At 74.6% G+C, this 14,590-nt stretch carries 15 protein-coding genes and 1 pseudogene; 11 read left to right on the top strand and 5 right to left on the bottom strand.

What is annotated here, in order from left to right; genetic code table 11:
- The first annotated feature begins 72 nt into the window (after window positions 1–72).
- Window positions 73–468 (top strand): STAS domain-containing protein, encoded by a 396-nt coding sequence (locus tag OG361_RS04950; RefSeq protein ID WP_405852032.1) that lies wholly within the window; start codon window positions 73–75, stop codon window positions 466–468.
- Here the strand turns inward: OG361_RS04950 and OG361_RS04945 are convergent.
- Together OG361_RS04945 and OG361_RS04940 are read right to left on the bottom strand one after the other, a co-directional pair.
- On the bottom strand, window positions 419–1,123 hold the full coding sequence (locus OG361_RS04945) for a response regulator (RefSeq protein ID WP_405852031.1): 705 nt from the start codon (window positions 1,121–1,123) through the stop codon (window positions 419–421). The genes OG361_RS04950 and OG361_RS04945 overlap by 50 nt on opposite strands.
- Window positions 1,120–2,565, bottom strand: a complete 1,446-nt coding sequence (locus OG361_RS04940) for a sensor histidine kinase (protein WP_405852030.1) — start codon at window positions 2,563–2,565, stop codon at window positions 1,120–1,122. The genes OG361_RS04945 and OG361_RS04940 overlap by 4 nt, the downstream gene beginning before the upstream one ends.
- Before the next feature lie 266 nt (window positions 2,566–2,831).
- On the opposite strand from OG361_RS04940, the gene OG361_RS04935 reads away from it, so the two are divergent.
- The 7 genes from OG361_RS04935 (at window position 2,832) to OG361_RS04905 (ending at window position 10,292) form a co-directional block, all read left to right on the top strand.
- A complete protein-coding gene (locus OG361_RS04935; RefSeq protein ID WP_405852029.1) occupies window positions 2,832–3,545 on the top strand; it encodes an ABC transporter ATP-binding protein in 714 nt (237 codons plus the stop codon).
- Between the two features lie 26 nt (window positions 3,546–3,571).
- Window positions 3,572–6,115 (top strand): ABC transporter permease, encoded by a 2,544-nt coding sequence (locus tag OG361_RS04930; RefSeq protein ID WP_405852028.1) that lies wholly within the window; start codon window positions 3,572–3,574, stop codon window positions 6,113–6,115.
- Window positions 6,116–6,285: 170 nt separating this feature from the next.
- On the top strand, window positions 6,286–6,801 hold the full coding sequence (locus OG361_RS04925) for a PadR family transcriptional regulator (protein ID WP_405852027.1): 516 nt from the start codon (window positions 6,286–6,288) through the stop codon (window positions 6,799–6,801).
- Window positions 6,802–6,906: 105 nt separating this feature from the next.
- Window positions 6,907–8,124 carry a DUF2306 domain-containing protein gene (locus OG361_RS04920; RefSeq protein ID WP_405852026.1) on the top strand — a complete coding sequence of 406 codons (1,218 nt, stop codon included), beginning with the start codon at window positions 6,907–6,909 and terminating at the stop codon, window positions 8,122–8,124.
- The gene (locus OG361_RS04915; RefSeq protein ID WP_405852025.1) at window positions 8,124–9,107 is read left to right on the top strand and encodes a hypothetical protein; all 984 of its coding nucleotides are present in this window, start codon (window positions 8,124–8,126) and stop codon (window positions 9,105–9,107) included. Before OG361_RS04920 ends, OG361_RS04915 begins: the two co-directional genes overlap by 1 nt.
- Before the next feature lie 123 nt (window positions 9,108–9,230).
- Window positions 9,231–9,647 (top strand): TipAS antibiotic-recognition domain-containing protein, encoded by a 417-nt coding sequence (locus OG361_RS04910; RefSeq protein ID WP_405852024.1) that lies wholly within the window; start codon window positions 9,231–9,233, stop codon window positions 9,645–9,647.
- A 66-nt stretch (window positions 9,648–9,713) separates the two neighbouring features.
- Window positions 9,714–10,292: an isochorismatase family protein gene (locus tag OG361_RS04905; RefSeq protein ID WP_405852023.1), complete on the top strand. Its 579-nt coding sequence runs from the start codon at window positions 9,714–9,716 to the stop codon at window positions 10,290–10,292.
- 3 nt (window positions 10,293–10,295) lie between these two features.
- On the opposite strand, the pseudogene OG361_RS04900 reads toward OG361_RS04905, so the two are convergent.
- A pseudogene (locus OG361_RS04900) lies at window positions 10,296–10,415 on the bottom strand (NADP oxidoreductase); the annotation flags it as partial.
- 115 nt (window positions 10,416–10,530) lie between these two features.
- Between OG361_RS04900 and OG361_RS04895 the strand changes: the two are divergent.
- Together OG361_RS04895 and OG361_RS04890 are read left to right on the top strand one after the other, a co-directional pair.
- A complete protein-coding gene (locus OG361_RS04895) occupies window positions 10,531–10,923 on the top strand; it encodes an anti-sigma factor antagonist (RefSeq protein ID WP_405852022.1) in 393 nt (130 codons plus the stop codon).
- Window positions 10,924–11,045: 122 nt separating this feature from the next.
- Window positions 11,046–11,387, top strand: coding sequence for an ArsR/SmtB family transcription factor (locus tag OG361_RS04890; RefSeq protein ID WP_384575524.1), 342 nt, complete (start codon window positions 11,046–11,048; stop codon window positions 11,385–11,387).
- A gap of 99 nt (window positions 11,388–11,486) precedes the next feature.
- Here the strand turns inward: OG361_RS04890 and OG361_RS04885 are convergent, their stop codons facing one another.
- Both OG361_RS04885 and OG361_RS04880 read right to left on the bottom strand, forming a co-directional pair.
- Window positions 11,487–12,017, bottom strand: coding sequence for a carboxymuconolactone decarboxylase family protein (locus OG361_RS04885; RefSeq protein WP_405852021.1), 531 nt, complete (start codon window positions 12,015–12,017; stop codon window positions 11,487–11,489).
- 702 nt (window positions 12,018–12,719) lie between these two features.
- Window positions 12,720–13,043: a hypothetical protein gene (locus OG361_RS04880; RefSeq protein ID WP_405852020.1), complete on the bottom strand. Its 324-nt coding sequence runs from the start codon at window positions 13,041–13,043 to the stop codon at window positions 12,720–12,722.
- Between the two features lie 117 nt (window positions 13,044–13,160).
- Here OG361_RS04880 and OG361_RS04875 point away from each other — a divergent pair, with 117 nt between their 5' ends.
- Window positions 13,161–14,411, top strand: a complete 1,251-nt coding sequence (locus tag OG361_RS04875; RefSeq protein ID WP_405852019.1) for a Tm-1-like ATP-binding domain-containing protein — start codon at window positions 13,161–13,163, stop codon at window positions 14,409–14,411.
- The last annotated feature ends 179 nt before the right edge of the window (window positions 14,412–14,590 follow it).

The following is a 14,590-nucleotide window of genomic DNA, read 5'->3' as shown; positions in this document are numbered from 1 at the left end:
GCGAAACGTCCCTCTTGCCGGGGGCGCGGCCACGCTCGACGGGACACAAGGACCCACCCTGTGGAGCGTCCGATGCAGCTGATTCCCCGTCACGACCCGCACCTCGACGTCCGCTCGACCGGCGGACTCACCGTCGCCGCGCTCCGCGGCGAGCTCGACCTCGTTCTGGTGCGGCACCTGAGGCCCGAGCTCGACGCCCTCGTCCGGGAGTCCGAGGCCCTGACCGTCGACATCCGCAGTCTCACCTTCTGCGACGCCACCGGGCTCGGTCTGCTCGCCCACTGCGCGGGGCGGACCCAGGCGCGGGGCGCCCGCTGGCGGTTGATCTGCGACCAGCCGTGGATCCTCCGGCTCATCCGCCTCGCAGCGCTCGGCGAACTCCTCCGGCCCGAGCGCCCCGAGTACCCCGACTACCCAGCTACCCCGGCTGCGCACCGCCGGAGCCCGGGCCCCCCGAGCCCGGGGTGACGAGCCCCGTCTCGTAGGCGGCGATCACCGCCTGGGCGCGGTCGCGCAGCCGGAGCTTCGACAGGATGCGGGCGACGTGCGTCTTCACCGTCGCCTCGCTCAGCCGGAACCGCGCGGCGAGCTCGGCGTTGGTGTGGCCGCGCGCCAGCGCTTCGAGGACCTCCAGCTCGCGCGGGGTGAGCGTCGCGAGATCGCGGTGCAGGGGAGCCGTCCGCGCACCCGACCCGGCGAAGCGCTCCACCAGCCGGCGCGTGATCGCCGGCGCCAGCAGGGCGTCCCCCGAGCGCACCAGCCGGACCGCCGCCGTCAGATGCTCGGGAGTGACGTCCTTGAGCAGGAAGCCGCTCGCACCGGCGCCGAGCGCCGCGTACACGTACCGGTCGAGGTCGTACGTGGTGAGCACGACGATCCTGGGCGCCGCCGTCTCCTCCGCGTCCGCGAGGATGCGGCGCGTGGCCTCCAGACCGTCGGTGCCCGGCATCCGGATGTCCATGAGGACCACGTCCGGCCGGGTCCTGCGGACGGCGGAGACGGCTTCGTCGCCGTCGGCCGCCTCCGCGACGACCTCGATGCCGTCGGCGGCCAGGATCATCCGGAATCCGGTCCGCACGAGGGCCTGGTCGTCGACGATCACCACGCGCGGCGCGTCGGTCACGAGGCCTCCAGGGGAATCACCGCGCGGACCCGGTACCCACCGCCCGGGCGCCCGCCCGCCCGCAGCGTACCGCCGTAGACCGCGAGCCGTTCGCGCAGACCGAGCAGGCCGTGCCCGCCGCCGGGTTCGGGCTCCGCCGACCGCGACTTCCGTCTGCCCGTGTCCGAGACCTCCACCCGCAGCTCCTCCGGTCCGTACTCCACGGCGACGGACACCCGCGCCCCCGGCGCGTGCCGGACCACGTTCGTCAGCGCCTCCTGCACCACCCGGTACGCGGCGAGGTCCACCCCGGCCGACAGCGCGACCGGGACGCCCCGCACCTCCACCTCCACCGGCACCCCGGAGGAACGCACCCGGTCCGTCAGTTCCGCCAGCCGGTCCAGCCCCGGCTGCGGCGCGAGGTCCACGTCGGTCGCCGGATCGGGACCGTCCGCGGCCATCGTCAGCAGCCCCATCACGTGCCGCAGCTCCGACATCGCCGTCCGCCCGGCCGCCTCCACCGCCCGCATCGCCTCCCGGGCCTGGTCGGGGGAGCTGTCGAGGACCATGCGCGCGGCACCGGCCTGGATCGTCATCATGCTCACGTTGTGGGTGACCACGTCGTGCAGCTCCCGGGCGATCCGCGCCCGCTCCGCCTCCACCGCCCGCCGCAGCGCCGCCTCCTGCTCGGCCCGCAGGGCGCGCACCCGCTGCCGCCACAGATGGACGCCGCGGGTGGCCAGGGCCAGCGGGAGCAGGACCAGGACGAGCACCAGGCCGCTGTCCACGTCGGGGACCAGCGGAACGGCCGCGTACAGCACGGCACCGGCCGTGAGCGAGGCCAGGACGGTCTTCCGGTGCGGGCTGTACATCGCCGCGCTGTACGCCGCGACGAGACCGGACATGAAGGTGACGTTGGTCGCGTCCGCCGAGACGTCGCCGAGGTGCAGCAGGACCGCGGCCCCGGTCACCACCCAGTAGACGGCGAGCGGGAACCTGCGGCGGAACACCAGGGGCAGGGCGGTCAGCAGGGCCGCCACCATCTCCCAGGCCTCGACCGGCGGCAGTACGTGCTCCACGGCGGGCACGGGATGCGGCATGTGCGGACCCGGCGCGCCCTCCGGGATCGCCGGGGGCACGGGCGGCGACGGCGGGGCGGGTGGCGACGGCGGGGCAGGAGGTGACGGCAGGGAGGGGGGTGACGGCGGGGCCGGAGGCGACGGCGGGGCGGGAGGCGGTGGCGGCGCGGGCACCTCGCCGGTCACCGGGAGCGGGGGAGGCAGCTCGTCCAGGTCGGGCCACACCTCCACGTACGAGCGGTTGAGGTCACCGACGACCGTCGCGACGGCGAGGGACAGGGCGAGCAGGCCGTCGGCCGCCCACGCCCAGCGGGACAGCGGGGGCGGCGCCCCCAGCGCGCGCGGCCGGCGCACCCGGTCGATGAATGTCTCGTACCTGCTCACCGGGTCAGTGTGACAAGAGGGGCCGGAAAGCGGATCAACCCGTGGGAGCAGGGGCGCGACCCGGCGGAGTACATCGCGCGGATGACGCGGCCGGGCCTCCACCGAGGGCGGTACGGATCCTCGGCACCGCGGCCGACGCGCGTGGGGCACGGCCGCTTCTAGCGTCGGTGCCGCGCCGGACGAGCGGTCCGGGCCCTCTCCTTCCTTCCTTTGTTGCTTCCTTCCTCGTCCCCGCCCACCGCTGTCCTCCGAGCCCTGGAGCGCCCGTGCCCGAACCCGAGTTCCCGACGCATCCGACGGACCTGATCGACCTGAGCGAGGTGGGCAGGACGTACGACGACGGCCCCGCCGCCCTCACCGAACTGACCCTGCGCGTGCGGCGCGGGGAGGCGCTCGCCGTCCTCGGGCCCTCCGGCAGCGGCAAGTCGACCCTGCTCAACCTCCTCGCCGGGCTCGACCGCCCCAGCACCGGTCGGGTGACCGTGGACGGGCTGCGCGTCGACCGGATGAGCGAAGCCGCGTCCGCGAAGTACCGGCGGAGCCGGATCGGCATGGTCTTCCAGTTCTTCAACCTCCTCGACGATCTGACCGTCCTCGACAACGTGCTGCTCCCGGCGCAGCTGGCCGGCACCGGCCGGGCCCGCGCGGCGGCCCGTGCGGCCGAGCTCCTCGACCGGCTGGGCATCGCCCGGCACGCGCGCGCCCATCCGGGCCGGCTCTCCGGAGGCGAACGACAACGGGTCGCCGTCGCACGGGCCCTGATGAACCGTCCGCCGCTGCTCCTCGCCGACGAACCCACCGGCGCCCTGGACAGCGCGTCCGGCGCGGACGTCCGCGAGCTGCTGCGCGGGCTCAACGCCGAAGGCCAGACCATCGTCCTCGTCACCCACGACCTGGCCCTCGCCGAGGCCTGCGCCACCCGCACGATCGAACTGGTCGACGGCCGCATCGCCCGGGACGTCATGGCGGTGGCCCGATGAGCACCGGTACGAGCGGGCGTGGCCCGATGAGTTCCCGTACGAGCGGTCCCGACCCGGCGGGGCGTCTCCCGATGGGCCGTCTCCCGACCGGCGCCGGGCCGAAGCGCGGCGGAGCCCTCGGCCGGGTCGTCCGCGCCGGGGTCGGGCGGCGCCGCACGCAGACCGTCGTGATGGTCCTGACGACACTGCTTCCGGTTGCCGCGGCGGTCCTGGCGGTCGGCCTCCTCGTCGCCTCCGCCGCTCCCTTCGACCGGGCCTTCGCCCGCCAGCAGGGGGCCCATCTGACCGCGGAGTTCGACGGCTCGGCCGTCACCGCGGACCGACTGGCATCGACGGCGCGGGCGCCCGGCGTGGCCGCGGCGGCGGGCCCCTTCGCCCTCGTCTCCGTACGCCTCCGGGGTGGTGGGGAGGCTCCGCCCGGCTTCGAACCGCCGCCCCTGACCGTGGTCGGCCGGGCCTCCGCCGACGTTCAGGCGGACGCGGTGGACGCGGTGGAGCTGGTCGAGGGCCGTTGGGTCCGTGGCCCCGGGGAGATCGTCCTGGAGGCGGGGGCGCGGCCGCCGGGTCTGCGTATCGGGGACCGGATGACGGCGGGTGCGGCGGGTGCGGCGGGTGCGGCGGGCACGGCGGGTGCGGCGGGCACGGCAGGTACGGCGGGCACGGCAGGTACGGCGGAAACGGCAGGTACGACGGAAACGGCCGGTGCGGCCGAACTCACCGTGGTCGGCATCGCCGTGACCGCCGGTGCCAGCGCCGACGCCTGGGTCGTACCCGCGCAGCTCACCTCCCTCGCGGGGGCACAACGCCCCGCGTACCAGATGCTCTACCGCTTCACGCGGGCCGACACCCGCGCCGAGGTCGCCGCGGGGCGGGACGCGATCGCCGCCGCCGTCCCGACCGGCTCGCTCGCCGGGACCCAGTCGTACCTCGACGTCCGCGAGACGGCCCAGGAGAACACGGCGGCCTTCGTCCCCTTCGTCTCCGCCTTCGCCATCCTCGGAATCGCCATGTCGGTCCTGGTGATCGGCATCGTGGTCAGCGGCGCCGTCGGCGCCGCGACCCGGCGGATCGGCATCCTCAAGTCCCTCGGCTTCACCCCGCTCCAGATCGGGCGGGCGTACGTCGCCCAGGCGCTGCTCCCCGGCTCGCTGGGCGCCCTGCTCGGCGTCGCCCTCGGCAACGCGCTCGCCGTACCCCTCATGGCCGAGGTGGCGGAGGCGTACGGGACGGCCGCGGTGCGCATCCCCCTCTGGGTCGACCTCCTGGTGCCCGCCGGCGCCCTCACGGTGGTGGCCGTCACCGCCTTCGTCCCCGCGCTCAGGGCCGCCCGGCTGCCCACCTCGACGGTCCTCCGTGTCGGACCGGCCACCGGCGGCGCCCGGGGCCGCCGGATCCGCGCCCTGCTCGGACGGCTGCCGCTGCCGCGCCCGGTCACCCTGGGGCTCGCCGCGCCCTTCGCCCGCCCCGCGCGTTCGGCGACGACGGCCGCGGCGGTGACGTTCGGCGCCCTCGCGGTGACCTTCGCGGTGGGGCTCGGCAGCACCCTGCTCGCCGTCAAGACCGACGGGGACCCGGACCGCGGGGGAGACGTCACCGTCCGCACCCTCGCCCCGCCCGGGGGCCCGGGCGAGGCGATGCCCGGGAAGCCCGCCGACCCGGCCGCCGTGGCGGAGGCCACCGCCGCGCTCCCCGGCACCGGCTCCGTCTACCGGACCGCCCGCACGCAGATCGGCGTGGCCGGGCTCAAGGGCGGCGCGCCGCTCGTCGCGTACGAGGGGGACACCTCGGGGAGCCGTCACACGATGGTCGAGGGACGCTGGTTCGGGGCCCCGGGGGAGGCGGTCGCCGCGACGCGCTTCCTGCGCGCCACGGGCGTACGGGTGGGGGAGACGGTCGCCCTCTCCGAAGCGGGCCGCACCGTCCGGGTCCGGATCGTCGGCGAGGTCTTCGACCTGGGCGACAGCGGCATGGCCCTGCGTACCGCCACCGCCTCCGTCGCCGTGCTGCAACCCCGGTACCTGCCGGGGGACTTCGCGATCACCGTCACCCCCGGTACGGACCGGGCGGAGTACGCCGAGCGCCTCGACGCCGCCGTGGCGCCGCTCGGCGCACGGGCCGCCGTGACCGAGAGCGGCAAGTCGAGCGTCATCCGGGCGATGCAGGCGCTCGTCGCCGTGCTCACGGTGATGCTGGTCGTGGTCGCCTGCCTGGGGGTGTTCAACACCGTGGTCCTCGACACCCGCGACCGGGTCCGTGACCTGGGCGTCTGCAAGGCGCTGGGCATGACCCCGCGCCAGACGGTCGCTCAGGTCCTCACCTCGGTCGGCGGCATCGGTCTGGCGGCGGGCGCCGTCGGCGTCCCGCTGGGCGTGGGGCTCCACGGCTGGGTGATGCCGGCGATGGGCCGCGCGGTCGGCACGACGATCCCGCCCGCCGACATCGATGTGTACGGCGCGCCCCTGCTCGCGCTCCTCGCCGCCGCCGGGGTGGTGATCGCGACGGCCGGAGCCCTGCTCCCGGCGGGCCGGGCGGCCCGTACGAGCACGGCACGCGCCCTGCGGGCGGAGTGACCGGCCGCCGCACGCCCGGGGGCTGACGCTTGCCCGGAGCTGCCGCACGCCGGGGTCGCCCGCTCGCCGAGGTCGCCCGCTCACCGTGACCGCGGCGACCGCGACCGCGACCGCGGCGAGCGTGACCGCGGTGACCGTGACCGCGGCGAGCGCCGCGATACGGTCGCCGCATGTCTGAAGTCCGGTTGACCACGCCCTCCTACCTCGTGCTCGGCATCATCGACCAGCTGGGCGAGGCCAGTCCGTACGACGTGAAGGTGGAGGCCGCGCGCACCGTGGCCCCCTTCTGGTCGATGCCGCACGCGCAGGTCTACGCCCAGTGCGACCGGCTCCTGGAGGCGGGACTGCTGTCGGAGATCCGCCAGCCCGGTGGCCGGAACAGGCGCCTGATGAAGCTGACGGAGGAGGGGACGTCGGCGCTGCGCGACTGGCTCGCCGACTCCTCCTTCGTACCGGTCGAGGCCCGCGAACGCGGCATCCTCAAGCTGTGGTTCGGCGCCAGCCCGCGCGTCCACGCCCCGGTCCAGGTCGACGAGCACCGCCGGACCCTCGGCGAGTACGAGGAACTGGCGGAGGGCGTCGGGGAGTTGCTGACGCGCGGACAGCGCGAGGCGCTGGAGTTCGGCATCCGTTACGAGCGGATGATGGTCGATTTCTGGCAGTGGGTGGAGGGCCGCGAGCCCTGACGTTGTTACCGGCGGTGTTACCGACCGGTTGACCCCGGCCGCGTCCCGCCCTACCTTCCTCCATAGTCCAGACAGGACTATCGCGCGTTCGGAGGGGGATCCGCCATGGGGCGTCCGACAAGCACGAGATGGGGGAGGGCGGCCGCCGTCGCGGTGACCGCGGTCTGCCTGGCGTACGCGCCGATTGCCGTGACCGAGCTCTGGCCGTACGCCCGCCCCGGGGCGCCCGCCCTCGGTGAGTGGCTCCTCGGCCGGTCCGTCTCCCCGGAGTTCGTGGCCGAGGCGGTGCGCGACCGGATGGGCCCGTACAGCCGGAGCCTGGTCCCGCTGATCGTGCACTCCGTCCTCGGCGGGCTGCTGATGCTGCTCGGCCCCGTACAGCTGCTCTCGGCGGTACGGCGCCGGATCCGGCTGCACCGGATCGCCGGAACCGTCTTCGCCGTCACCGTGTACGTGTCGATGGCGGGCGCCGCCCTCTACCTCGTCCGCACGCCGCCGGAGGAGGCGTTCAGCGGGGCCGCGTTCTGGATCGTCCTCGCCACGATCCTGGTCGGCACCGTGGGCAGCGTGACGCTCGGCGTGCTCGCCGCCGTCCGCGGCCTCCCCGACCTGCACCAGCGCTGGATGCTGCTCTGCTACGGCTTCCTGATGACCGCTCCGCTGCTCCGGCTGGAATGGGGCTTCCTGCCCTGGCTCTACCCCGGGCTCTCGATCCAGGACATCAACCGCGTCGCGATCATGCACCTCGGCTCCCTCGTCTCCTTCGGCGCGCTGCTCGCCTCCCGCGCGCTCGACCGGCGCACCACCGTCCCCGGCCCGACCGGCACGTGGTGCCCGGGGCCGGTGCTGGTCGCCGCCCACCTCGCCGGTGTCGCCGGACTCGCGTGGATCACCGTCGCCTTCCTCGACCAGGGGACGGGAGGGCGTCGGCTGCTCCTCGCCTACCTGGTCCCGCACGCCTTCATCCACGTCGTCATCGCCGTGCGGGCGGCACGCGCGCGCGTGCGGGGCGCCGACCGGGCGCGCGAGGAGTGGCGCCTGCACCTGGCGGCCCTGTGCCTGGCCCCCGCGTTCTCGGCGGCCGCCGTACCCGTCCTGGAGCTGACCATGGGCCTCGACCGGCTCACGGCGCTGATCGCGGGCGTCGGCATCGGCGGCGGCATGCTCGCCTACGCGGCCGTCACCGTGGTGAGCCTGCGCGTGCTGTACGGGCGTGAACTCCTCAAACGGCGGCGGGCGTTCGCCGAGCTGCCCACCGGCCCCGCGACGGCGGCCCCGAAGGCCGCCCCCGTCGCGGCGACCACGCGGGAAGGTGACCGCTGATGAGCACTTCGGAGACGCCGGAGGCCCCGGACACCGTGACGGACGCCGTCACCGACCGTGCCTCGGACACCGTGACCGATGCCGTCGCGGTCGAGGGCAGGGAACTCTCTCCCGCCGTCGTGGTCCTCAGCGGCGTCGTCGGCGGCATCAGCCTCACCGTCGGTGCCCTCCTCGCCGTCACGAGCCTGACCGGCCACGCGGCGGGCGCCTGGGTGTCCCCCGAGGCGCTCAGCCCCGGACTCGTCGGGGCGGCCATGGCAGGCGTCGCACCCGCGCTGTTCACCATCGGCCGGGCCCGCGTCTGGGAGGAGGTACGGAGCCTCGTCCTGCCGCTCGCGATCGTCCTCGTCGGTCTCTTCGCGGTGAGCCTGCTGAACGGCGGCAGCCTCCAGGCCGTCCGCGGCGGCCCGCTGTTCCTCGCGCTCTTCAGCCTCGGCTGGGTCGCCACCCTCGGACTGCTCGCCCTCGGCGCCGTCGTGTGCCTCGGTGCCCAGTACCGCAGGCCCGCCCCGCCGGCCGGGGCCGCGCGGCGGCCCGTCGCACCGCTGCCCGGCTGGTCGAAGCCGCTGCTCGCGGTCCTCGGCTCGGGATGGCTCGGAATCGGCGCCGGTCTGCTGGCCTTCCCCGCCTTCTGGGGCCCGCTGGTCCCCTGGACGGTCAACCGCGCCGACGCGCAGGGCCTCGGCGTGTGGGCGCTTGCCCTCGGCGTCGGCGTCCTCGGCTCCCTCGTCGAGGACGACCTGGCCCGTATCCGCCCCGCCCTCACGGCCGTCCCGGCGGTGGCCCTCGCGACCGCCGTCGTCCTCGCCGTCCACGCCCGGGCCGTCGACTGGACCTCGGGCCCCGGAGCCTCGCTCCTCGCCCTCGTCACCGGCCTCTTCGTCACCGGCGTATCGGGCCGATGGCTCCTGGCGAGGGCCGGTTCGTCCGCCCGCACGGCTGGACCCTCCCGTAAGGGGAGGCCCTACGGTCCCAGGGCATGAGGATTGTTGTTCATGACACCGCTTCGGCCATGCTCGATCTCCTGCGGGGCCCGTTGGAGGAGCGGCCCGACGCCCCGCGAGAAATACTCGGCCCGCTGCAGAGCGCCATGTCGGTGATGGGCGATGTGGACCTGGTCCGGATGCAACCGGATGGGCGGCGGCTTCCGTGTCGACGTCGAGGACCCGCGCTACCTGACCGCCCTGGGCCGGATGAGGGAGGCGGAGGTGTGGGACCGGATCGAGGACTGCCTCGCGGCCGCGACCGATGTTCTCAACGCCGACCTCGCCACGGCCAAACGCGCCGGAGTCGCACCCGGCTCCGGCGAGGCGAACGTCCTCGCGGAGCGCCATCGCGCGTTGATGTCGAGGTACGTCGACTGCACGCACTCGATGCAGGCTTGCATGGGACGGACGTACGTCGACGAGCCCGGCTACGCCTACGAGGCGGTCGCCCCGGGCCTGACCGGCCGGCTGCGCGATGTGATCCTCGCGAACGCCGAGGCCCACGGCGTCGATCCGGAGTCCGCGAGGTGGGAGTGACGAGCAGGACGCGGCACCCCCGAAATCCTGTGGAGCCGGGCAGGCCGCGGAAGTGATGATGGCCGGATGACCCAGCATGCGCAGCCCGTGGACGCCCTGATCGTCGTGGACGTGCAGTCCGCGTTCGTCACCGGTGAGGGGGCCGTACCGGCCGCCGCCCGGCTCGTCGACCGGACGACGGACCTGATCGCCCGGGCGCGAAGGGACGGGGCGCTCGTCGTCCACCTCCAGAACGACGGGCCGCCCGGCGCGGAGGACGAGCCCCACACGCCGGGCTGGGAGCTCCACCACGCCGTCGAGCCCGGCCCCCGGGAGCTGGTGATCCGCAAGCCCCGCGACGACGGATTCCACGCGACCTCGCTGGGCGAGGTGCTCACCGGCGCGGGCGTGCGGGCGGTCGCCGTCTGCGGAGTGATGTCCGAGATGTGCGTCCAGGCGACGGCCCGCACGGCCCTGGAGCGCGGCTACCGGGTGGTCGTGCCGCACGACGCCCACGCCACCCAGGACTGCCCGGCGGTGCCGGGGGTCAGCGAGGTCGTCCCGGCGGCGACGGTCTCCCGGGTCGCCGCGTACGCCCTCGGGAGCGACGCCGAGGTCACCGTGCCCGCCTCCGCCGTCACCTTCGCGGCCCCCGCGCCGAGCTGAGCCGGCCACGCCGTCCGGCGTGCGGCCCGCCGGGCGCGGGCGCTCCAGGATGTCCTCCGCGTACGTGCCGTTGAAGGCCTTGACCACCGGGTGGCCGAGCTGCCGCTCGATCCAGCGGCTCTCCCGGGACGAGACCGTGTACGCCGGGTGACCGTCTCATCATGGAATTGCATAATTTTGCAATTCCATACATTCTGATCGGGCTGCGCCCATCTGTATGAGAGGGAAGGCCACCCGCATGACCATCGAATGGCGCTACACCGTCCAGCAGGAGCTGGGGGTGCTGTCCCTCGCCGGGTTCCTCGGCACGGACGCCGTCGGTCGTTTCACCGGGGCCGTGGGATGGGCGGTGGCGCGTGGCACAGGGCCGGTGGTCCTCGACCTGAGCCGGCTGCGCGGCTGGTCCGCGGGCGGCCGGATCGCCGTCGCCGAGGCGGCCCACCGGCTCCGGGTGGCCGGCCGGACCCTCGAACTCGCCGCGATCCCCGCCGACGGCTCCCTCGTCCCCGACGGCGACGGCGGCGGCACCACGATCCCGGTCCACTGCGACCTGGACGCCGCGCTCGCCGCGCACCTCGACGCGGGTGCGGAGCAGCGCGCCTGGCGCAGCGACGCGTGGCCGAGCGAGTGAGTCCCGCCCGGCGCGCCCTTCCGGCTCGCCGGGGACCCCGGTAACTCGTGTGCCCCGGCAGGCGCGAGGATAGGGGGCATGGTGCAGAGTGCTGGGTCGACGCGAGGTCCGGGGTGGGTGCGATGAGTGCGCCGCTCTATCAGTTGAAGGCGGAGTTCTTCAAAACGCTGGGGCACCCCGTCCGGATCCGTGTCCTGGAGCTGCTGAGCGAGCGCGAGCACGCGGTCGCCGAGATGCTGCGCGACACCGGCGTCGAATCGGCGTACCTCTCCCAGCAGTTGGCCGTGCTGCGCCGGGCGAGCCTGGTCGTCGCCCGGCGCGAGGGCGTGACCGTCTACTACACGCTGACGAGCCCACAGGTGGCGGAGCTGCTGATCGTGGCGCGCTCGATCCTCTCCGGTGTCCTCGCGGGGCAGGCGGAACTGCTCGCCGACCTCCGGGCCGGTTCGTCCGGAGCCTCGTAGTCGGGACCCGCCGGAAGCTGCGGAACCTTCGGAGCCCTCGGAGCCGTCAGGCCTGTCGCCTGTCGCTTCGTCAATGTGCGTGCCCTGCCGCGCCCTTGGTCACTCCTCCGGCCCCGGCTGGATTCCCGCGAGCAGGTTGAAGGCCCCGGTCAGCAGATTCAGGGTCACCACTCCGACCACCTCCGCGATCACCCGGTCGCTCCAGCCGTGCGCCCGTACCTCGGTAATGTCGTCGTCGGACAGGGCGCCCGGTTCGGCGAGGATCCGGAGCGCGAGGCCGATGAGGGCGGCCTCGCGCGGATCCGTCGACGTGCCCTGGCGGGCCAGTTCGAGATCGGTCTCGCTCAGCCCCGCCGCGCGCCCGGCGGCGCGGTGAGCCTCGCGGCAGGTGCCGCAGCCGATCCACTCCTGCACGGCGATCGACAGCTTCTCGCTGAGGGTGCGGGGGATCTTCACCCGCTTCATGGCCCGGGACAGGCTCAGGTAGCCGTCGAGCAGCGCGGGCGAGTGCGCCATGGTCGACACCATCTCGCCTGCCGAACCGTGCCGTTCGACGATGTCGGTCAGTAACTCGCCCGCGCGGCCCGGCGCTTGCTCGGGGGTGAGCGCGGTCAGTCTTCTCGTGGTCACGGAGCCTCCTCGTTGTATCCATATACCCATAGGGGGTATGTGGGTGCAACGAGGAGTGGGATGAGGGTGTTCCCGTGAGGTCAGGACACGCACTGGATCGGAGCGGAGTTCGTCCGCCACCTCGGGGCGCGACCGCTCCGCCCGGTCCAGCGCCGCCGGTGTCCGGTCGCCCCGTGGAGCCCGCCTGCTGGAGGGCCAGCGCCTGTGCGCGGAACCACGGCCACCGCTCGGCCTCCACGCCGAGCAACCCGCCGATGACCAGCAGGGGATACGGGGCGGCGAAGCCCTCGACGAGCTCCACCACCGGCCGCCGCGCGAGCGGTGCGACGAGCTCCTCCGCGATCTCCCGTACGCGGGGGCGCAGCGCCGTCACCGCGGTGGCACCGAGCGGCGGTGTCACCCGCGCGCGCAGCCGTGTGTGCCGGGGCGGGTCGAGGAGGACGAGCCAGTTCTCGACGACCCGCCGCAGGGTGACGTACGCCTCCGGGACGGGGCCGCCCGCGCGGCTCGGACGCCCCGCGTCGTCCGTGGTGAGCCACCGCTCCTGGCCGGATCGGCACCGTCGGACACGAGGTGGGTGCCTCGGAGTTGACGTACAGAAGGGGGCCCCTGCGGGCGGTCGGAGCGCGTGGGCGGCGCTCCCGGACGGCGGAGCATGGCCAGTTCTGGACAGGCCGCGTCGCCCCCCCCCCCCGTGGGCGATCACCCGGCCGTCGCGCGTTCCGCGCACTCCAGGCGTGCGGGAAGCCCGGCCTCCAGGGCGGCCGTCCCGTGCGCGTACGGCAACCGGAGCCGGTCCCGGAAGCCGTCCACCGGAGAGAAGGCCGTTCCCGGGACGACCGAGACGCCGCGGCGCCGTGCCGGCTGGGCCAGGGTCTCGGTGTCGGCACCCGGGACGCGCACCCAGAGCGCGGCGCCGCCCGCCGGCGGCCTCCAGGAGGGGCCGTACGCGGACGTGACCGTGGACCGGCTCAGGCCGAGGACCAGGGCCAGTTCGCGCTGGCCATGGCACCCATATTGCGCCACGACGCAGGCCAATCCGCCCGGAGTGGTCGTTGTCGCCACAGGTCCGACGACGGAGGATCGGCGGGAGAACGGGACCGGACCGCGGGACCGGAGCGGGACCGGGAGAAGGGTGAGGGCATGGCCACCGTCGTGCTGGTCGGGACGCTGGACACCAAGGGGGAGGAGTACGCCTGGCTGCGGGAGCGGCTCAGGGAGTACGGGAGCGACGTCCTCCTGGTCGACACCGGTGTCATGCCGCCACCCGCGCACGCGCCCGTGCCCGACGTCACCGCCGATGTCGTCGCGCGCGCGGCGGGCCACGACCTGGTGAAGCTGCGGGCCGCCGGCGACCGGGGCGAGGCCGTCTCCGCGATGGCGCACGGCCTCACCCGGGTCGTCCTCGACCTCTACCGCAAGGGCAAGCTGCACGCCGTGCTCGCCGCGGCCGGCAGCGGCGGCTCGGCGGTCGCCGCCGAGGCGATGCGCGCCCTGCCGATCGGCGTACCGAAGGTGCTCGTCAGCACCATGGCCGGCGGGGACGTCTCCCCGTACGTCGACAGCAGCGACCTCACCATGATGTACAGCGTCGTCGACATCTCCGGCCTCAACGCCGTCTCCTGCCAGGTCCTCGGCAACGCCGCCGCTGCCGCCGCCGGAATGGCCCGCCGCCACGAGCGCAACCACGACGAGCCCGCCGGCCGGGGGCGCCCGGTGGTCGCGGCGACGATATTCGGCGTGACGACCCCGGCCGTCGACGCGGCCCGCGCACGACTCGCCGAACTGGGCTACGAGGTCCTCGTCTTCCATGCCACCGGGGCGGGCGGCCGGGCGGTCGAGAAGCTCGCCCGGGACGGCGTGCTCGACGGCGTACTGGACCTGACGACGACCGAGCTCGCCGACGAGCTGGTCGGCGGCGTGCTCAGCGCGGGCGCCGCCCGGCTCACCGCCGCCGGGGCCATGGGCATTCCGCAGGTCGTCGCCCCCGGAGCCCTCGACATGGTCAACTTCGGGCCGGCCTCGACCGTGCCCGAGCGGTTCACCGAGCGCCGCCTCCTCATACACAACGCGACCGTGACCCTCATGCGCACGACGGCCGCCGAGATGACCGAACTCGGCACCGGGATCGGCCGCAAGCTCCGCGTCGCGCGCGGCCCCGCCGAGGTCTTCTGGCCCCTGCGCGGCATCTCGGCCGTGGACACGGCCGACGGTCCCTTCGAGGACCCCGAGGCGGACCGGGCCGGTCTCGACGCCCTGCGCGCGGCCGTCCGCGGCGGCGAGGTCCGGGTCCACGAGCTCGACGCGCACATCAACGACGCCTCCTTCGCGGTGGCCATGGCCGACCGACTCCACCAGCTGATCGCCGAGGGCGCCCGCGGTCCGGGCCGCTGAACGGCCCTCGGGCCCGGCCCGAGGGCCCGGCCCGAGGGCCCGGCCCGAGGGCCGGCAGCGACAACCCCACAACGCGACAACACGCAACGCGGCAACGTGGCACAGCGGCAACGCGACACAGCGATTCAGTGATTCAGCGACACCTCGACTCCCTCCCCCGCCGACAGCGAGGAGTGACC

Origin of the sequence: Streptomyces sp. NBC_00090 (genome assembly GCF_045160815.1) — a bacterium.
Taxonomy (GTDB): Bacteria; Actinomycetota; Actinomycetes; order Streptomycetales; family Streptomycetaceae; genus Streptomyces.
This window is presented reverse-complemented; position numbering and strand designations above follow the sequence as displayed.